The sequence below is a fragment of the Sporosarcina jeotgali genome (assembly GCF_033304595.1).
GTDB lineage: Bacteria > Bacillota > Bacilli > Bacillales_A > Planococcaceae > Sporosarcina > Sporosarcina jeotgali.
The window spans coordinates 207,080-226,617 of sequence record NZ_CP116341.1 but is presented as its reverse complement, the minus strand read 5'-3'; the positions used below and the strand labels follow the sequence as shown (position 1 = coordinate 226,617).

At 46.9% G+C, this 19,538-nt stretch carries 19 protein-coding genes; 1 reads left to right on the top strand and 18 read right to left on the bottom strand.

Annotation, left to right across the window (positions count from 1 at the left end; all coding sequences use genetic code 11):
- Positions 1–82: 82 nt before the first annotated feature.
- The 7 genes from PGH26_RS01170 to PGH26_RS01140 are packed head-to-tail and all read right to left on the bottom strand — an operon-like array spanning position 83 to position 5,981.
- A complete protein-coding gene (locus PGH26_RS01170; RefSeq protein ID WP_323692210.1) occupies positions 83–1,939 on the bottom strand; it encodes an SEC-C metal-binding domain-containing protein in 1,857 nt (618 codons plus the stop codon).
- Between the two features lie 36 nt (positions 1,940–1,975).
- Positions 1,976–2,992 (bottom strand): GTP 3',8-cyclase MoaA, encoded by a 1,017-nt coding sequence (moaA, locus tag PGH26_RS01165; protein ID WP_323692209.1) that lies wholly within the window; start codon positions 2,990–2,992, stop codon positions 1,976–1,978.
- Between the two features lie 4 nt (positions 2,993–2,996).
- A complete protein-coding gene (gene mobA, locus PGH26_RS01160) occupies positions 2,997–3,551 on the bottom strand; it encodes a molybdenum cofactor guanylyltransferase (RefSeq protein WP_323692208.1) in 555 nt (184 codons plus the stop codon).
- Positions 3,552–3,555: 4 nt separating this feature from the next.
- On the bottom strand, positions 3,556–3,789 hold the full coding sequence (gene moaD / locus PGH26_RS01155) for a molybdopterin converting factor subunit 1 (RefSeq protein ID WP_323692207.1): 234 nt from the start codon (positions 3,787–3,789) through the stop codon (positions 3,556–3,558).
- Positions 3,786–4,232 (bottom strand): molybdenum cofactor biosynthesis protein MoaE, encoded by a 447-nt coding sequence (locus tag PGH26_RS01150; protein WP_323692206.1) that lies wholly within the window; start codon positions 4,230–4,232, stop codon positions 3,786–3,788. Before PGH26_RS01150 ends, moaD begins: the two co-directional genes overlap by 4 nt.
- Positions 4,219–4,728 (bottom strand): molybdopterin-guanine dinucleotide biosynthesis protein B, encoded by a 510-nt coding sequence (gene mobB / locus PGH26_RS01145; RefSeq protein WP_323692205.1) that lies wholly within the window; start codon positions 4,726–4,728, stop codon positions 4,219–4,221. The genes PGH26_RS01150 and mobB overlap by 14 nt, the downstream gene beginning before the upstream one ends.
- Positions 4,725–5,981: a molybdopterin molybdotransferase MoeA gene (locus PGH26_RS01140; RefSeq protein WP_323692204.1), complete on the bottom strand. Its 1,257-nt coding sequence runs from the start codon at positions 5,979–5,981 to the stop codon at positions 4,725–4,727. The genes mobB and PGH26_RS01140 overlap by 4 nt, the downstream gene beginning before the upstream one ends.
- A 57-nt stretch (positions 5,982–6,038) precedes the next feature.
- On the opposite strand from PGH26_RS01140, the gene moaC reads away from it, so the two are divergent.
- Positions 6,039–6,533 carry a cyclic pyranopterin monophosphate synthase MoaC gene (gene moaC / locus PGH26_RS01135; protein WP_323692203.1) on the top strand — a complete coding sequence of 165 codons (495 nt, stop codon included), beginning with the start codon at positions 6,039–6,041 and terminating at the stop codon, positions 6,531–6,533.
- 25 nt (positions 6,534–6,558) lie between these two features.
- Here moaC and PGH26_RS01130 read toward each other — a convergent pair whose 3' ends face one another.
- The 11 genes from PGH26_RS01130 to PGH26_RS01080 form a co-directional block, all read right to left on the bottom strand.
- Positions 6,559–7,065, bottom strand: coding sequence for a MogA/MoaB family molybdenum cofactor biosynthesis protein (locus PGH26_RS01130; protein WP_323692202.1), 507 nt, complete (start codon positions 7,063–7,065; stop codon positions 6,559–6,561).
- Between the two features lie 14 nt (positions 7,066–7,079).
- Positions 7,080–8,099 carry a ThiF family adenylyltransferase gene (locus tag PGH26_RS01125; RefSeq protein ID WP_323692201.1) on the bottom strand — a complete coding sequence of 340 codons (1,020 nt, stop codon included), beginning with the start codon at positions 8,097–8,099 and terminating at the stop codon, positions 7,080–7,082.
- A 69-nt stretch (positions 8,100–8,168) separates the two neighbouring features.
- Positions 8,169–9,659, bottom strand: a complete 1,491-nt coding sequence (locus PGH26_RS01120) for a nitrate/nitrite transporter (RefSeq protein ID WP_323692200.1) — start codon at positions 9,657–9,659, stop codon at positions 8,169–8,171.
- Positions 9,660–9,722: 63 nt separating this feature from the next.
- A complete protein-coding gene (locus PGH26_RS01115) occupies positions 9,723–10,247 on the bottom strand; it encodes a hemerythrin domain-containing protein (RefSeq protein ID WP_323692199.1) in 525 nt (174 codons plus the stop codon).
- 30 nt (positions 10,248–10,277) lie between these two features.
- A complete protein-coding gene (locus tag PGH26_RS01110; protein WP_323692198.1) occupies positions 10,278–10,925 on the bottom strand; it encodes a response regulator transcription factor in 648 nt (215 codons plus the stop codon).
- Positions 10,903–11,964, bottom strand: a complete 1,062-nt coding sequence (locus tag PGH26_RS01105; protein ID WP_323693442.1) for a sensor histidine kinase — start codon at positions 11,962–11,964, stop codon at positions 10,903–10,905. The genes PGH26_RS01110 and PGH26_RS01105 overlap by 23 nt, the downstream gene beginning before the upstream one ends.
- A 20-nt stretch (positions 11,965–11,984) precedes the next feature.
- The gene (locus PGH26_RS01100) at positions 11,985–12,449 is read right to left on the bottom strand and encodes a GAF domain-containing protein (RefSeq protein ID WP_323692197.1); all 465 of its coding nucleotides are present in this window, start codon (positions 12,447–12,449) and stop codon (positions 11,985–11,987) included.
- Between the two features lie 51 nt (positions 12,450–12,500).
- Positions 12,501–13,181, bottom strand: a complete 681-nt coding sequence (gene narI / locus PGH26_RS01095; protein ID WP_323692196.1) for a respiratory nitrate reductase subunit gamma — start codon at positions 13,179–13,181, stop codon at positions 12,501–12,503.
- On the bottom strand, positions 13,174–13,743 hold the full coding sequence (gene narJ / locus PGH26_RS01090; protein WP_323692195.1) for a nitrate reductase molybdenum cofactor assembly chaperone: 570 nt from the start codon (positions 13,741–13,743) through the stop codon (positions 13,174–13,176). Before narJ ends, narI begins: the two co-directional genes overlap by 8 nt.
- Complete coding sequence (gene narH / locus PGH26_RS01085; RefSeq protein ID WP_323692194.1) at positions 13,736–15,337, bottom strand: nitrate reductase subunit beta; 1,602 nt, start codon at positions 15,335–15,337, stop codon at positions 13,736–13,738. The genes narJ and narH overlap by 8 nt, the downstream gene beginning before the upstream one ends.
- Positions 15,327–19,004 (bottom strand): nitrate reductase subunit alpha, encoded by a 3,678-nt coding sequence (locus PGH26_RS01080; protein ID WP_323692193.1) that lies wholly within the window; start codon positions 19,002–19,004, stop codon positions 15,327–15,329. Before PGH26_RS01080 ends, narH begins: the two co-directional genes overlap by 11 nt.
- Between the last annotated feature and the right edge of the window lie 534 nt (positions 19,005–19,538).

The window sequence follows — 19,538 nt, the reverse complement described above, 5'->3', positions numbered from 1 at the left end:
TAGCCAAGCACTTAGTGCCCTTAACCAATCAAATCTTTTCCGCTCTTCACTTTGTCTATACGATGACTCCATCGCTAAAAGATTACTTTACAGCGCTTTGCTTTCTTTTTTCCAATGTTTCCTTCACGCCGCTTGGTCCATTCAACAACAGCCAAATATAGCGAGATTCCTCTTTACTGCCCGGTTCAAGACGCTCGTGGCGCGGGTATTCAATCGTTTGGGCACGGAACGCCATCAAATGCATGACGTTGCCGTTTGCTGCAGATGCTTTCTTCAGCATATCCGCCTCTTCCTCGGACTCGCCGCCAGATGCTTCGTTTTCGAGCTTCCAATCCAAGTAACAATACGTGGCGTCGTTTTCCGATCCGCGTTCGTAACGAACTAATAACTCTCCTGCTTCGTTGAAACGTCCTGCATGAATCAGCGAAGCCATCGCTTCATAGCGCGCCCCTTGGTTATCGGTCGTATTCATGCGAACGAGATCCAAGAACACTTCGGCAGCTTCGTTGAACTCCCCGTGCATGAACAAATGAGTGCCATATGAAAATGCGGCACGCATGAACGGCCGATTCGGAATGTTTTGCCACGGGTTCTCGCCCGCTTCGAAACGCTTACTCGCCTCCCGAATCGCCCGCTCATAAAGCCCGCTTGCCTTCTCTACATCTTCTTCCGTTTCTGCTTTCAGCAATAACCCGTCAGACAAGTCAGGAACAATGGACAATGCCGAATCTGCCAGCTTCCGGCGCGTTTCTTCGTCTTCTGCGCCAAACGCTTCATATGCAAGCCGCTGTGCACGCCCTTCATCTACCCCCGGACGGCGCTCTGGTTCGACAACACCTGAAGTCGTCATCGCCGTTTCCCATAACTCCGATTCTGTCGGTCTTGGGTCTGTACCAATTTCGTAAATTGCAGCGGCTGCAGCGTCTCCGTCTGCCATCATTGCATCGTATAACTCTCTCAATTCTTTCGCGAAGCGTTCAACCTCTTCCGTATCCTCTGCCGGTTCAATCGCAGTCCCGTCTTTCACAAGTGATAACGACTGTCCGACTTGAAGTGATGCCTGTACAAACGCAGACCCATCGAGTTCAGCATCATCCGTTACTTCCGTATTCAAAAAGTAAGCAACCGCTAATTTCTGAAGCATTTCTCTGACATCTGCAGGCTCATCTGCTTCTGCAAGTTTTTCGTCAAGCTGCTTCAAGGCAGTTAACTGTGCCGGCGCCAGCACATCTTCAATCATTTCATTCATAGAAGCCATGCTGCGTTTTACGAGCAGCTCATAGATTTCAAGCGTATGTTTGCGGATGAACTCCTCAGGCGTTTGATCGGATGATTTCTCCCATAATTCAAGCAAGGATTTTTTCGTCTGTTTGCTCCATTTCGCTAAAAACAGCATAGATGAAACCGGTGCTACTGCATTATCACCGCGGCGCGTATCCGGCAGAACAACGCCAAACAGCAACGTACCTTCATCTGCAGGCATTCCCTCTATGCGCGCAAGTTCAATAACATCGCCCGTCAATAGCTTTGTAATCTCCAGCGTATTTGGCTTTGCCGCTGTAATTTCACCCAGCAGCATAAATGGCTCTTCCCATTTCTTTAAAACATCCTGCACCGTGCCGCGGGCCGCAGCGATTTCTTGCTTGCGGATGTACTCTTTCCATTGTGAATTGTCTTCTACGAATAAATAAAATTCAGAGGCTGCTTCTTCAATATGCGCCGGTTCCCAGCTGCCACGAAGTTTTTCAGCCCACTGACGCATGAGAAGCATCATGGATTCGCGCTTGTCTTCCGTTGGATATGTATCGAAAAATTGACTTAGTATACGGTCAAGCTCTTCATTGACGACAGCACTGAGCAGATCATCGCCAACTTTCCCGCAGCATTTTTTATATTTTTTACCGCTGCCGCATGGGCATGGTTCGTTTCGTCCCGTCATGTTCAAATCCCCCCGACTAGTTAAGGAGGCTGTTAGTCAGCCTCCGATATAACTCATGTTAATCTTTTTGTTTTTGCGATTTTTCACCGTTTGTTCTGTACGTTCATCTGAATAACGGTCTGCACGATTTTCCCATACTCCCGTTACTGCTGCAGCAAGTTCTTCGTCTGTCGCCCCATCACGAATGAGCGCGCGGACATCGAATCCTTCTGACGCAAACAAACACGTAAATAACTTCCCTTCGGATGAAAGACGAGCACGTGTGCACGTTGAACAGAATGACTCAGATACCGATGTGATGAAACCAACCTCGGCTCCGTTGTCCTTATACCGCCAGCGCTTCGCCACTTCGCCATAATACTCTTCTTCCACCGGATCAAGTTCATGAACACCTTGCAGCCGTTCCAAAATCTCCTTCTTCGTCACAACCTTCTCAAAGCTCCAGCCATTGTCATTACCGACATCCATGAATTCAATGAATCGCAACGTGATGCCGCGCTCTTTGAAGTATTGGGCCATGGGCAGAATTTCTTGCTCATTCGTTCCTTTTTTCACGACCATGTTCATTTTTATCGTAAACCCTAACGCGTGAGCCTTATCGATATTTTTAAGTATGACTTCAGGCTTGACTCCGCGGCCGTTCATCTCTCCGAATAATACCGGGTCCAGTGCATCCAGACTAATATTCAACCTGCGTAAGCCTGCGTCATATAATGGCTTTGCATATTGACCGAGCAGCACGGCGTTTGTCGTAAGCCCGATATCTTCAATTCCTTCAATTTGCATCAGTTTCTCTACAAGTTCAGGGAGTCCTCTTCTCATAAGCGGTTCACCGCCTGTTAGCCGCAACTTCTTCACGCCAAGCTTCGCAAAAAGGTGCGCCAGACGTTCAATTTCTTCAAATGACAACAACTCATTTTTGGGAAGGAATACATAATCGTCTCCAAAAATCTCTTTCGGCATGCAATAGGAGCATCTGAAGTTACAGCGGTCTGTCACGGATATTCTCAAGTCCCGAATCGGACGGCCAAACTTATCTGTTATTGGCTCCATGCTGTCATCTCCCTTCTAGTTGTTCAGGCCTGTTTACATTATTAAAAAGTGATGGCTTCATCCCCAATAATGCTTGTCCATCCACCCAATGTTGAATGAGCGGCCGGACACTTCGGTTCCCCATCTCGAGCGATGAGCGGATCAGCGGTTCCGCCCCCTTGCTCCAAATGGAGAGCAGCGGATGACACTTTCCGTCTTCTTCGATCGCAACGGACAGGTTGCCCGCCCGGTGGTTCATTAATTCCCGGATAATCGAGTCATCTGCAAACGGAACATCACACGGCAGCACCGCATACCAGTCGCTTTGAATGGTATTCATTCCTGTTAAAATCCCTGCTAGAGGGCCTTGCCCCGCAAACTCTTGCAGATCCGTGGTGACATGCAGTGTGCCAGGAAAGCGGGCAGCGTCTTCAGGTCTGGCGACGACTGCAATTTCGGTACAATGAGGCGTTAATGCAGCGATTGCATACTCGTAAAAGCATTTTCCATTGTACGTTGCGAATGCCTTAGGCGACCCAAACCGTCTCGACTGACCTCCTGCTAATACGATACCAATCACGACCTCACCCTCCACTGACAGGTGGAATGAACGCACACTCATCACCTGATTGAATGACGTCTTCAGGAAGAGCATATTCTTCATTCACCGCCACTTGTATATCATCTTTACCAAAGCCAGGATAAGTCTCTTCCGCCCAGTCTAACAGCTGTTGCACAGTCATCTGTTCACGGTCCAGCGTTTCTTGGCCTTTACCGGCAAGCTCTCTTAGTCTTGCAAAATATTGAACGCGAATCATACAGAATCCACTCCTTTGTCAGGATATTTCTTTTGGGCGCCCAGCCATTCTTCTCCGTCTTCCCAAATCTCTTTTTTCCAGATGGGAACAACTTCTTTAATACGCTCAATTGCGTATTCATTCGCTTCGTAAGCTGCTTTTCGATGCGGAGATGAAACCGCGATCACGACTGCAATATCAGATATGTGCAATTCACCGATACGATGTGCAATCGCAACTTTGACCCCCGGCCATTTCGCTTCCATTTCCGCACCGATTTCCGCGAGCTTTTTTTCCGCCATTGGTACGTATGCTTCATACGCTAAATAGACGGTTCGTACGCCGTGCGTCCATTCCCGAACGTGACCCGTAAACACTGTGACCGCGCCGGCGCCCGCATGGAGCACATAATCCGAATATACTTGCGCTTCAATCGGTGCTTCCACCACTTCAAATGGTTTCATAATGTCCCTCCCTATTCAACCAATCTGCAAACCAGCTATCGAGCTGCACCGCATCGCTTCGTTCTCTGATAACTGGATAATCACTAGAGTCGACTTCCCCAATGATCAGCTGAATTCCTTCAAGTTCTTGCAACGGACCCCAGTCTTCATCCTTTCGAATGAGGACAACCTTTTCCCCGCGTTCCTCTTTATAGCCCTCAATCAGCAGCACATCTGGTGAATCGTATGTAACTAGCGCTTTTAATGCTTCAAACGAAGGCTCATTGTTCAATAAAAGCTGGGCACTGCCGCCGCCAGCAACGAGAGTCACATCTGCGCCTTTGTCGAAAAAACGGCTGGTATCCGTGCTTGCTGAAGGAAGCTCAATCTGTCCCCCGTGGCCATGGTGCTTCAGCACAGCAACCGTCAGTCCTTTCGCTTTCACATAACCGATCCAGCGTTCCAGCAGCGTCGTCTTTCCGCTGTTTTTATAGCCAACAATATGGAGCGTCTTCAAAGGACCCAATCCTCTGCACCTTGTTCCGCGCCAATCAGCAATAAATCCACTTCATCCCCTGTAGAATACCCTCTTGTACCGCTTGGTAACACAATTAGACAGTTTCCTCGGGCAATCGATGATACTGCATTGGATTTATTGAATCCTGCTGGAGCTGCGGTTACACCGTTACCAGTCATTTGCCACACCGCACGGATGAATCGAGTGAATGGGTTCGGTTTTGTGAAATCCTCTGCTAATTTGGCTTTTAAATAAGGCAGATATGGTGCCGTGCATCCCATCAGTGACAGCAAGGCAGGACGTGCGAACAATTCAAATCCTGTAAAACAAGCTGATGGATTGCCCGAAAGTCCGAATAAGAACTTGTCTCCCAGGACTGCAACCGTCGTCACACTTCCCGGACGCATGGCAACTTTGTTGAATAACACTTTTGCACCTAACCGTTCATAGATGGCAGGCAAATGATCGAAATCTCCTACTGAAACGCCGCCTGTTGTAATGAGTGCATCCGTTTCTTGCAGCGCACGCTCAATCACTTCTGTGCACGCATCCAAGTCGTCTGAAGAAGTGCCATATGATTTGTATGGTACGCCCAGTCGCTTTAGCTGCGCTTTCACCATTGGGCCATTGGAGTTTCTGATTTTACCCGGCACCAAGTCATCCGACACGTCCAATAATTCCGTTCCCGTAGATAAGACCCCGACGACCGGCTGCCGATAAACCACTGCATCTGCATATCCAAAAGTCGCAAGCAATGCAATCGTTCCTGCATGAATAAGAGTACCGCTCGGAATCAGCATCTCGCCTTTAGAAGCATCTTCTCCTGCGTAAGAGATATTGTCCCCGGTTTCAAATGGTTTTCTAATCGTAAATCCTTCTTCAGTTTCAACTGTCTGTTCAAACATCACAACAGCATCTGCACTTTCAGGGATTTGAGCGCCTGTCATGATTCGATACGCTTCATGCGGTCCGACTGGCAGCCCGCCTACGTAGCCCGCACCAATTTCTCCGATGACTTTAAACGGAACACGGTTATCACCTGATGCTCCTTTGCTGTCTATTGCCCGGATCGCAAATCCATCATACGGTGACCGGTCAAATGGCGGGACATTGTGCCGGGCAACAATTGGTTCAGCTAAAATACGGCCCATAGACTGTTCCAATGAAATCGATTCGGTTCCTAACCGTTGAACGTGTCCAATTACTTGCGCTACTGCTTCAGCAACCGGGATCGGCTTTCTTATTTCCACCAAAAGCACCTGCTTTCTTCTGTTATACTAAGTGTATCAGAGTTGAAAGGAATGATTCGAATGTCTGAACTCACTCATTTTAATGACCAAGGACGCGCACGCATGGTCGACGTATCCGACAAATCCATTACATCCCGAACTGCTGTTGCGAGCACGTCCATCCTGGTCAACGAAACGATTTACAATCAAATTAAAGACGGTAAAAATAAAAAAGGGGATGTCTTCGCGGTCGCACAAGTCGCAGGAATCATGGCTGCTAAAAATACGGCGACCATCATCCCTATGTGTCACCCCCTGCCTTTAACGGGTGTCGACATCCGATTTGAATGGAATATCGATGAATCTGTAAAGCATTATGAAGTACTCATTCGCGCAGAAGTGAAAACAACAGGACTCACCGGCGTTGAAATGGAAGCACTCACAGCCGCATCAGCGACTGCCTTAACCGTGTATGATATGTGTAAAGCAGCTGGTAAAGAGATGGTCATCGGCCCTACGATGCTGCAATCTAAAACGGGCGGAAAAAACGGGGACTATACAAGGACGGAGGCGTAACCCGCGTCCGTTTTTTGTATATCCCTCACAAATGCTTCGTCAGCTCATAGTGAATGTGCAGCAATTCCGGCATTACAAGGCGATCCATCGCAAGTGCAACTGCCTTTACGGATCCTGGCAGCGCAAAAAGAACTTTCTCTCCGACAGCTCCGGCAGCTGCACGGCTTAACAGTGCTTTCGATCCGACATCCTCTGCGTAGCTGATATAACGGAACAACTCTCCGAAACCCGTTAATTCTTTTGTAAAAAACGGACGGATTGTTTCAATTGTCACATCCCGATAGCTGATCCCTGTTCCGCCAGTGATGATAATCGCATTCGCATCCTTCTTGCCAATCCATGATTCCACCGCTTTTAAAATTGCGTTTTTATCATCCGGACAAATGATCCGGGCAATGACTTCATGTCCAGCCTCTTCCACTTTTTCTCTGATCAATCTTCCGCTATTGTCGTCTTCTTCCGTACGTGTATCGCTTACTGTTAATACACACACATTCAACTTCCTTTTCATTTCTGAGTTTCCTTTATGCACAGTACGTCCCCCCCTTATCCGAACAGCTGGTGATAAATTTTGCGCCCTTTCTTAATATCTTTCAGTCCATGAATGAGCATTCTTCCATTTGAGAACCCCACACACCGATACCCTTCTGCGTAAAACTCCACAAAAAACGGAGTATGCTTTTCCACTGTCCCGAGACGTTCCGCAACCCGAAAGACATCTTCTCCAGTCAACTTGCGCTCTGCAGCCGGGATGATTTGAACCGTTTCCCGGCCGCATAATACGGCGTAGTTCGTGCCTGACTCGGAATTCAAGGAAGGGTATGCAGGACTGCTTCCGCACGTTTCACACGTTTCCTTCTTCAAACGTGTAATACCAGCTTCCACTTGCGTATTATGCCAAATGTCTGTGTGCAGCAATTTTGTACGCATCGCGTCTTCATTCCCTGTTAACCATTTTAACGCTTCTGTACTTTGGTGCGCAGCTGTAAGTTGAACAGCTGGTGCAATGATGCCAGCAGTATCACAGGTTTCATTGACAGAAGGAAGTGCGGGCAGCAAGCATCTGAAACAAGGTGTTTTTCCCGGGATGAACGGAAATACGCTGCTGGAACTTCCGACACACGCTCCATACACCCATGGAATCCCCTGTTTCCATGCGAAATCATTTAATAATAATCTGGCTTCAAAGTTATCTGTGGCATCAAGTAACATATCCGCGTCCTGCGCATAGTGCTCCAAAAGCTGTCCATCAACATGGTCAAGCAGCGGTACGATGATTACATCACTGCGGATTGCTCGCAATCTTGCTTCTGCAGCAATCACTTTCGGCATTCCTTGAACCGCGTCCTGCTCTGTGAACAGTTGCTGCCTTTGCAGATTCGAAGGCTCTACATAATCCCGGTCCGCTATCGTCAGTTTCTGAATACCTGCACGCACAAGAGTCTCAGCAATCGCAGATCCAAGCGCCCCGCATCCGAGGACAAACGCATGAGAAGATTCCAATTTCCGCTGTCCTTTTTCTCCAATTGGATTGAACAAAACTTGTCTAGAGTATCGCTGTTCCAAATTAGGCACCTTCATTTCGCGTAAAGTAAGCAGAGGACCGCCAGTCAAATTGACTGGCCGTCCCCGTGTTTAAGCTCTAGTTATATCGTTGAATGTTCCTACGTAACGGGTTACGTCGCCGTCATTATTTTTAATAGCATTGATGGTCAGCAGTTCCAAGTATTCAGAACCATCTCTACGCTTGTTCCATATTTCCCCTTGCCAAAATCCTTCGTTCCCAATGACACTCCACATAGTTGTATAGAATTCTTTAGACTGCCTGCCGGAGCTGAGTACATTTGGATTTTCTCCAATGACGTCGTCGGCCGGGTAACCTGTCAATCGGGTAAAGGCGGGATTGACCGATAAGATTTTTCCGGATGCGTCTGTGACCATAATTCCAGAACCTGTCGAGTCAAATACTTCTTTTGCGGTAGACAGACGATCCATGTAATAGAGCCAGATAACAAGAACCAGGCTGACGAGTGCAAATTGAGCAAACGCCATGAATCCAATTGAGTAAGACCCTGTCAACGAGTGTACCGCAGATAAGAGCAAAGGCGGGAAGAATCCGCCGAGACCGCCCATCATGGAGACAATCCCGTTTGCTGTTCCTGCTTGTTTACTGAAGTAAAACGGAACGAGTTTGAAAATAACACCGTTTCCGATACCAGCTGTTAAAGCAATAAGCATGATTCCGATTGTATAAAGCAAGATGGAGGGTGAGAATGCCAGTAATACTGCTGCAAATGTCAGCCCTGCAAAGACACCCATCAATAAGAATAACGGTTGGAACCGGTCCGCGAGCCACCCGCCCACTGGTCGGAATAGCGTTGCTACAATGATGAAGCCGGCAGTTCGCATTCCTGCATCGACTTTTTCCAATTCGAAATAATCGACTAGGAAGTTCGGCAAAAAGATCGTGAAGGCAACAAATGAGCCAAAAGTGATGAAGTAAAACAGTGAGAAGAACCACAGTTTTTCATTTTTATAAACGCCTTTGATTTGTCCGATCATCGATGTTTTCACTTTAGGTTCTTTGCGATCGCCAAGTACAAAGTTCAATGCCGCGAACGCAAGCAGGAGAATCAGATAGAATTTAACCGTGGCACTCCATCCGAATTGAACCGCCAAGACAGGTGCTGCGAACGTTGTAACGGCTGTACCGACGTTCCCCATTCCATAGATTCCGTTGATTAACCCATGTTTTTCTTTTGGATAGTACTTCGGCAATGAAGTTACTCCGACAGAGAACACAGCTCCACCGATACCGAGAAACGTTCCGCCAATTATCAAATCCGCAAAAGATGATGCGGAGCTTATGTAAAATACTGGAAATAGTAATAAAATGAAACTCACTGCAAAGATGATCCTCGCTCCAAAAACGTTTGCATAATAGCCAAGCGGTATACGCAAGATGGATCCGAGAACGACTGGAACTGCAGTGACGATCGCAACACGTGACGCCGGAATCGCAACGTCTTCACGAATGAATGGAAGCAGTGACGAAATGAGCACCCACACCATGAAACCTACGACTAAGTTTGCCGTTTGCAGCGGCAGTTGCACTTTTTTAATCATCCAAATCAGTCCATTTCTATAGGGAATGAAAGGCTAGTGTAAATCAGATATTTCTTCTTTCACTTACAAAATGGGTGTATATAACTTTTCGAATAACGCATCTTGCTGCTCAATTCGCAGCATCGACTCCACCATCGGAAAAACAATTGACTCTTCCTTGATGAAATGCACTGTAATTGCTTCATACGCTTCTCCCGCGTCTCTCGCAACAGCCTCCAGGTCTTTCAGTGACAAGTCCTCCAGGCTGCCCCGCGTGTGATGAAGGAAATGTCCGATATAGGCATCGAGTTCTTCGTGCTCTTCTTCGACTGCCTTGACCGGGCCCTGATCGCCCCCGATGTATTGTGCAAGCTCAGGAAACAAAATGTCTTCTTCTTTCTCCGTATGATTTTTGAACGGCTCGATAAACTCAATAAGGGCTTTTCGCAATGAACCGATTGCTTCGCGCGCTTCTTCCAGTGAGTAAATGTTCCGCTCGAATCCAAGTACAATGGGATGCCAATTATCCATTAAATACGTCAAGTACTGATGCTCGTTCTCCAATACCTGCAACGCAGGCAAATCGAATTTGAATCGCTTAGTTTCCATGACGAAGCCTCCGTTTCAACGACACCAGATTTAAAAATTCAAGAACTTTTTCTTTAGCGCGTATTCGACCAGCTCTGGTTTACTTTTCAAGTTCAACTTCTCCATCAACTTCGCTTTGTGCGCTTCTACTGTTTTAACAGAGATATAGAGCTTTTCAGCAATTTCTTTATTGCCGTACCCTTTCGCAACCAGCGGCAGCACTTCAATTTCACGCTTAGATAGAATTTTAAATGGATCCGTTTCTACTTGTTCGCCATCTTTTTTCACAAACTCTCGAACTAGCGAAGTTGCCATAGACGGTTGAATGTACGTGCCTCCGTCATACACCGTACGAATCGCTGCAAATAGTTCCTCATCAGGCGAGTTTTTCAAGACGTATCCGGAAGCACCGTTTTTCAATACATGAAACAAGTATTCTTCATCATCATACATTGTTAAAATCACAATTTTTGTATCCGGGAAGTCTTCGTTAATCTTCCCAGTGGCGATTAAACCGCTTTCTCCAGGGGGCATGCTTAGATCCATCAGCAAGACATCCGGTTTATGTTTAGCGACTAAATCATATGCCTCTAAACCATCTGCCGCTGTTGCTACAACTTCCATGTCCCGCTGGAAATTCAATATGTGCATGAATCCGCTTCTTACCACTGCATGATCATCCGCGATGATTATTTTCAACTTCCGTCTCCTCCTTCATTAGAGGCACGGTGAGTAAAATTGTCGTTCCGTTTCCAATGCCTGTTTGAACAGTTAACGCAGCATCTACCAGCTCCGCCCGTTCCTGCATCCCGAATAATCCAAGCCCTGTACCTTTGTACGTTGGAGCATTCAAGTTAAAGCCCACTCCGTTGTCTCGTATTGTAAGTGTTAACTTATCTGAAGCCAGTAAAAGCTCGACATCGACTTCCTCCACTTCCGCATACTTTAACGCATTGAATACTGCCTCTTGACATACTCGGTAGACAACGGTTTCAATTTCGCCCTCGAAACGCCGGGACTGCATGTTACTCGTAAAGCGGACCAGAAGTCCATAATTTTTTTCCGTCCATTTAAAGTGTGTGCGAAAGGCTGCTTCTAATCCTAAATCATCCAATGTGGCGGGTCTTAGCTGAACCGATAAATGACGGATGTCATCGAGCAGACGCATAAGTGATCCTTCCGTTTGCCGAACTTTCTTCAATACATCGTCTTCCACGTTCATGTACTTCAAGACACGCAAATCCACTAAAGAACTCAGCATTTCCTGTGCGACACTATCATGGAGCTCCCGGGAGATTCGCTTCCGCTCATCTTCTTGAGCTTTGATCACTCGTTTAACCAGCGTTTTCTGATGCAGCGTTTCTTGCGTTCTGTACTGCTCTGTCAAGTCCCGAAGCATAAACACTCGTATCCCTGTGTCTGGATCGATCATCTGAATACTTCCTGTATAAGGAACTATCCCCCGTCCGACAGTTTCCAAGAACACTTGAAATGATGGGATATTCCGATTTGGATCTGACATATAGCAAGAAATGCATGTCTGCTCTTCTTCCGCACTGGTAAACCCTTTGCACGCCATACAGATTGCATCTGCACTTCCGGCTTTCATAAGCTGAGCGACCTGGGGATCGAGAATTTGTTCAGCGGCTTTATTCATCGAAAGTACTCTTCCATCCAAGCTGAAGAAGAAGATCGCTTCCGTTGAGTTTTCATATAACTGCTCTAAAAGATTACTCATACCACTTTGACTAATTCCATTCAATTCCCGGTCAACTCCTCACTGTAATAAGGTCCGAAAGTGGGTGCAATCAAGGATTGCAGCAATTCAAATTTTTCGAAGGACATACAGTTATTCTTGCGGCACCCTGCCAGCAAGATCCCCTTTACACGATTGTATTTAAACAACGGAATCGCCGCGAAACTTTCCAACTGTTCTGCTGCAATAATAGGGTAGCTGTATAAGTCTTCTTTCGTACAATACTTTTCAGCTTCAGGCGCAAAAATCGGCTTCCCTGTTTTGAAGACAATTCCAGCAACGCCTTTTCCGGACTGCAAAATTATTCTTCGGAACCGCTGGCTCAAGTTGCCTGAGGCATACTCCCAGCGAATCTGGAAGTGACGTTCCTCAGATTGCACAAGTGCCAGTGCGACGAAATCACATTGCATAGCCTGCCGAATCTCTTCGACTTGCTGCTGGTAATCAAATGCTGCTTGGCTTGCCATGAGACTTCCTCCCTCTAATTAGAGAAAGGGCTCACTTCGCCTCTCTCTTCATCAGTTTCTCTTATCCTTTCTGTAAAGGATATAACTTCTGCCTACATAATTCAACGGCACACTCCATACGTGAACGAGTCGTGTGAATGGCCACATTGCAAAAATAAGGAACCCTGTGAGAATATGCAGTTTAAATGCAATTGGAACAGATGCCATGAACTCGGCCTGAGGCTGTAAAATGAGCAGGGACCGGAACCAGATTGAAATCGTTGAGCGGTAGTCGAATCCCGGCGTCATCGTGTTCGTAATCAGTGAACTGTATACCCCTAGAATAACGATTACCAGCAAGAATGTATTGACAATCAAGTCTGAAGCAGATGATAAGTGCCGGACGTTACTATTCGTAAACCGTCTGCTTGTTAAAATAATCATACCTGCAAGTGTTACGACACCGAAAAAACCGCCGCCCCACACTGCACCGATGTGGTACATATGATCACTGACGCCCATTGCGCGCGTCCACTCTTTCGGGATACCGAGCCCCGCTACGTGACCAAGTATCACGGGGAAGATTCCGATATGGAACAGCAGACTCCCAATCATCAGTTGCTTTTTCTCGATGAATTCACTGGACTTCGCCGTCCAGCCAAACTGATCGTGTCTGTAGCGAAAGATATGTCCGACTATGAATACTGCTATACAGAGATAGGGGAAAATCACCCATAAGAATTGACTAGTCATTGGCTGGAACCTCCCGGCGGATACATGCTTTAAATTCCTCTCTCATCCCTTTCACAAGCGGATGATACGGGCTTTCGTATTTTTCTAACGCTTTCATCAAATGATAAGAGCCGTCTTCGAGAACCGCTAACAGCATCGAAAAACTTTGCTGTGCGCGTGGATCTCCTTTCCACTCAGCTGCATAGATGAATTCACACATAAGCGGGAGTGAATCTGAAAGTTCACTATCCGGCATAACGAGACCAAACATTTCATACAGCACTTTTAGACGAGCCAGTGTTTGACCGCGTTCTTTGGAATCACCGTATTTCACATACGTCATGAACAGCGTTGCATCTTTTTGAAAGTCCAGCGTGTACGTATACATCTCTTGGATTTCATCGAGACTGTATGTCTGCATCAGATCCCAATACTCTTTGACATCTTTATAAGATGGATCGGAAGGGTTCAAAGACCCTTCCAATACACTTGGATGAAACGTCATTTTGTCAGGATATGAAAACTGTTTGGCAAAAAACCCAAAGATCTGTTTCTTTTCGTAGAGAAGGTCTAAGTCAATCACGCCAGATCCCCCCATAGAAGTTCTCTTCGTAAATTTCCTTACCTGTCTTTACAGGAGCACCTGGTGATGCAGGTCCGCATCCATCACAACTCCCGTTTGATCCCATTACTGAATAGTTATCGGATTGAATCGCCTCGCCGTATGTTCCCATATCGGTATATCCTGCAGAACCTTGTGAACGGTAAACGTTCATCTGGCCTTCTTTGTGAGAAGTAGGGATGACAAATCGATCTTCGTACTTCGCAATCGCGAGTAATCGATACATCTTCTTGGTAGATGATGCTGTTAATCCGACGCGTTCCAGTTTTGACTCATCAAAGTCTTTTCCGGACGTTTGTGCTCTCATGAAGGAGCGCATCATCGCCATCCGCTGCAAGGATCCTTTAACGGTTTCCGTATCTCCAGCAGTGAGCATATTCGCTAAATATTGAATCGGAATACGCATTTCTTCAATCGCAGGGAAAATCATATCCGGGTTCTGGATGGAATCTTTCCCTTCAAAATAGTTCATGATCGGGCTTAGCGGCGGAACGTACCAAACCATTGGCAATGTACGATATTCAGGGTGTAATGGGAATGCGAGTTTGTATTCAATCGCAAGCTTATACACTGGTGAATTTTGTGCTGCCGTAATCCAGTCTTCCGAAATCCCATCTTTTCGTGCCTGCTCCATCACTTCAGGATCATTCGGATCAAGGAACAAATCACATTGAGCTTTGTATAAGTCTTTCGGATCCGGCGTTGCTGCAGCTTCAAGTACACGGTCTGCATCATACAGCAAGACACCTAGATAACGGATTCTTCCTGTACAAGTCTCAGAACAGACAGTCGGCAATCCGGATTCGATTCTAGGGAAACAGAATGTACATTTCTCAGCTTTGTTCGTTTTCCAGTTAAAGTACACTTTCTTATACGGACAGCCAGTCATGCAATAGCGCCATCCCCGGCATGCTTCCTGGTCCACGAGTACAATTCCGTCTTCATCGCGTTTGTACATCGCACCTGATGGACAAGATGCGACACAGCTTGGATTCAAGCAGTGCTCACACAATCTAGGCAAGTACATCATGAAAGCCTGCTCAAAGTTGAACTTAATCTCTTCTTCGATCTTTACGATATTCGGGTCAGTCGGTCCAGTGATGTGGCCGCCTGCCAATTGGTCTTCCCAGTTCGGTCCCCACTCAAGGTCCATGTAATCGCCTGTTACTACTGACTTAGCACGTGCAACCGGGGTATGTTTACTTTCCGGTGCAGTCGTCAGCTTTTCATAATCGTACGTCCACGGCTCGTAGTAGTCTTTCATCTCAGGCATATCCGGGTTATAGAAAATCTTACCAAGTGCGATTTTGGAGAGCTTGGAGCCCGACTTGAGCTCCAACTTTCCATTTCGCAAGTTCCATCCGCCTTTATAAATCTCTTGGTCTTCCCAGCGTTTTGGATAGCCGATTCCAGGTTTTGTTTCCACGTTGTTGAACCACATGTATTCAGCACCTTCGCGGTTCGTCCATGTCGTTTTGCATGTCACACTGCATGTATGGCAGCCGATGCATTTGTCCAAGTTCATCACCATTGCAATTTGCGCTTTAATCTTCAAGCCAGTTGACCTCCTTCATTTTACGGACAGCTACGTATTCGTCACGCTGATTTCCAATCGGTCCATAATAGTTAAATCCATAACTGAGCTGTGCATAGCCGCCTACCATTTGAGTAGGTTTCATATGAATACGAGTTGGTGCGTTGTGACTGCCTCCGCGTTCTTCCGTAATTTCTGAACCAGGAACTTGAATGTGTTTGTCTTGTGCATGGTACATGTACATCGTGCCTTTAGGAATCCGGTGACTGACTACAGCACGTGCAGTTACGACACCATTCCGGTTATACACTTCAAGCCAAGCATTATCATCAATATCATGTGCTATCGCATCTACATCGGAGATCCATACAGTCGGTCCTCCGCGGAACAGCGTCAGCATGTGCTGGTTGTCCTGATACGTCGAGTGAATGTTCCACTTTCCGTGCGGTGTCAAATAGCGCAAGACTAGTGAATCTTCTGTTCCTGCAACCGGACGGTCATGCGGTCCGAGTACTAGCGGCGGCAACGTCGGTTTATAGACCGGCAGCGCTTCTCCAAAGTCTAAGAACAATTCATGGTCTAAATAGAAATGCTGACGCCCTGTCAGTGTTCTGAACGGCACCTTGCGTTCAATATTCGTTGTAAATGGTGAATATCTGCGGCCTAGTTTGTTAGATCCGCTGAAGACTGGCGTCGGGATGACCTCACGCGGCTGGGCTGTGATGCTCGCGAATGTGAAGCGTTCTGCTGCACGGTCTGCCGAAATATCTTTCAACTCTACGCCAGTGTCGTGTTCCGCTGATACGAATGCTTTTTGAGAGACGCGGCCATTTGTCGCAGAAGATAGAGTCAACATCGCTTCGGCTGCATGTTTCGCAGTGTGCAGTTTAGGCAATCCATCCTTGATGGTGTCGTCTTCGTAGACACCGTTGATGCCTTTCATCATCTCGTACTCCTCAGCTACTGAGAAGCTTACACCGTGTGCTCCGACTTTCCCTGTTGATAAAAGCGGACCGAGTGTGACGTATTTGTCATAGACTTTTGTATAATCACGCTCCACGATTGTCATTCCTGGCATCGTCTTCCCTGGGATAGCTTCAACTTCGCCTTTCTTCCAATCTTTCACATCGCCGTGCGGCTGAGCAATCTCTTGAATGGAGTCGTGAGCAAGCGGTGATGTGACCAGGTCTTTGTAAACACCAGGCAAATGGGTTTTCGCCATTTCTGAGAACGTTTCTGCAATGGATCGATAAATATCCCAGTCAGAACGGGATTCCCAAAGCGGGTCAACCGCCGGATTGAACGGGTGAACGAATGGGTGCATGTCCGTTGAAGACAAGTCTACTTTTTCATACCACGTTGCTGCAGGCAGTACGATATCCGCGTATAACGGTGTTGTGGTCATTCGGAAATCGAGCGCTACGAGCAAGTCGAGTTTGCCTTCTACTTCATCGCGCCAGACGACTTCTTCCGGTTTCATGCGTTCGTTAGGTTTAGCCAGCAATCCATCAGAAGCTCCGAATAGGTGCTTCATGAAGTATTCTTGACCTTTCGCTGAACTGGACACCAAGTTTGAACGCCAGACGAATAGGCTTCTCGGGAAGTTTTCCGGTGCATCCGGATCTTCTACTGCAAAGTCCATTTTTCCTGAAGTCAGCTGCTCTTTCACATACTCTACAATTTCAGGTGTTGTTGTTTTCCCTTCTTTCGCAGCTTCTTCTGTTAACTGAAGACTATTCTTATTGAACTGCGGATAGGAAGGAAGCCAGCCAAGACGTGCTGCCAGGACATTGTAGTCCGCCGGGTGTTCATATCTAGCTTGACCGCCGAGCGGCGACATCAAGGATTGAGTTCCAGCTTCTTCATATTTCCACTGATTCGTCGCGAAGTAGAAGAAGGACGTTGCGTTCTGCAAACGCGGCGGTGCCTGCCAGTCACGCGCAAAGGCAATCGTGCTCCAGCCTTCGATCGGACGGCATTTCTCTTGTCCAACGTAATGCGCCCAGCCTCCGCCATTCACACCTTGTGAAGCTGTCAGCGTTACCAAGTTCAAGATTGCACGGTAAATCGTGTCACTGTTAAACCAGTGGTTAATTCCTGCGCCCATAATGATCATGGAGCGTCCGCCTGTATCAAGTGCATTCTGTGCAAATTCCCGAGCAATCTGGATCACAAGTTCCGGTTTCACGCTTGTAATCTTCTCTTGCCAAGCAGGCGTATAGATGGAAGATTTATCGAAGTAATCTTTCGCTTCCAAGTCACTGCCAATCCGTTTCACACCATATTGGCTGAGCATGATGTCGTAAACAGTTGCGACGCGTCTGGTTGTACCGTCTGCCATTGTAAGTACTTTCGTTGGAATCGGACGGGTGAATACCCCATTCGATAAATTATCGAAGAATGGGAAATGGATTTCTTTCCATTCCGCGTCTGCATCTGCAATTGAGAGTGCAGGTTCAACGCATGTACCATCTTCTTTATCGAGCAATAAGTTCCATTTAACGTCATCCTCCCAGCGCTGTCCCATTGTTCCATTTGGAACGATGATTTCATTGACGCTTTCGTCGAGAATGACCGGCTTCCACTCTGCGTGCTGTGATTCTTGACCGATATCACTCGCGCGCAGGAATCGTCCAGCTTTATATGCCCCTTCGTGCTCATCCAAAAAGACGAGGAACGGCATGTCTGTATATTGTTTAGCATAATTCATGAACATCGGCTCTTTGCGCTGTTCGTAGAATTCGTCAAGAATGACATGCGTCATCGCTTGAGCGACAGCCGCGTCGGTTCCTGGGTTTGCTGCGATCCAGTCATCCGCATGCGTAACGCTTTCTGCATAGTCCGGTGCAACCGATACTACCTTCGTTCCCTTATATCGGACTTCCGTCATGAAGTGCGCATCCGGTGTCCGAGTTAGCGGCACGTTTGAACCCCACATGATGATGTATCCTGCATTGAACCAGTCACTCGACTCAGGTACATCTGTCTGCTCACCCCATATTTGCGGTGAAGATGGCGGCAGATCCGCATACCAATCGTAGAAACTGAGCATTTCTCCACCAATCAGGGAAATGAAACGCGCTCCAGATGCATAACTGACCATCGACATCGCAGGAATCGGAGTAAAGCCTGCAATACGGTCAGGACCGTATTTTTGAATCGTATAAATGAGCTGAGCGGAGATGAGCATCGTTGCATCACGCCAATGAATACGAACATGACCGCCTTTTCCTCGGGCTTGTTTATATTCTGTTGACTTCTCTGGATCTTCTACAATGCTTGCCCACGCTTTGACAGGATCTTTATGCTCTGTCAGCGCCTGGCCCCACATGCGCCACAACTTCCCTCTGATGTACGGGTATTTAATACGGAGCGGGCTATATTCGTACCAAGAGAATGATGCTCCCCGAGGGCAGCCGCGCGGTTCGAACTCCGGCATATCCGGGCCACAGGAAGGGTAGTCGATTTGTTGGTTTTCCCAAGTAATGATTCCGTTCTTGACGAACACTTTCCAACTGCATGAACCTGTACAGTTGACCCCGTGTGTTGTCCGGACTACTTTGTCATGCGACCAACGCTGGCGGTACATGTTTTCCCAATCACGATTTTTCTCTTCAAGCACAGACCAATTACCCGAATACTTTTCAACTGGCTTGAAGTAATTCAAATTGAATTTCGTTTTCTTCATTGAATTTCATGCTCCCTTCCTAATAACCAACAGGATATGCAAAAAAACTGCAATCTAAAAATCCTTCTATGGTTTCATCCTATACCCTATTCTGAATATTTCATATTAGGGTTTTCCCTATTACCAAAATCAGTTCTTTTTTCTCACAAAAAATCTTGATATAAAGTATCAGTTTAATAACTCTAATCCCCGGGAATATAGAAACCCCGCTATTTTCAGGCATCTATCACCGGTAAGAATTTTCAGAATAAAACCCTTAAATTCACACAATTTCACTGTCATGAATTGTGCCTTTGCTTGAGTATAGCTTTGAATCCTTTCAACAGATATGAGGGGAAGTCCTATTTCGCTCTCCCAGTATCAGGTCTGATTTCCGGTTAAGTAAGGGATTTGGAGGGGGTGCAAACAGAGAGCCTGTACAATGAGCATATGGATGCACTGTTTGATGAACTAGCCACTCTCACAAAGCTCATGTGGAAACATAGAGGTAGACGCTGGAGGTTACTTCGGAAATTCAACAGGCAAATCGGGAAA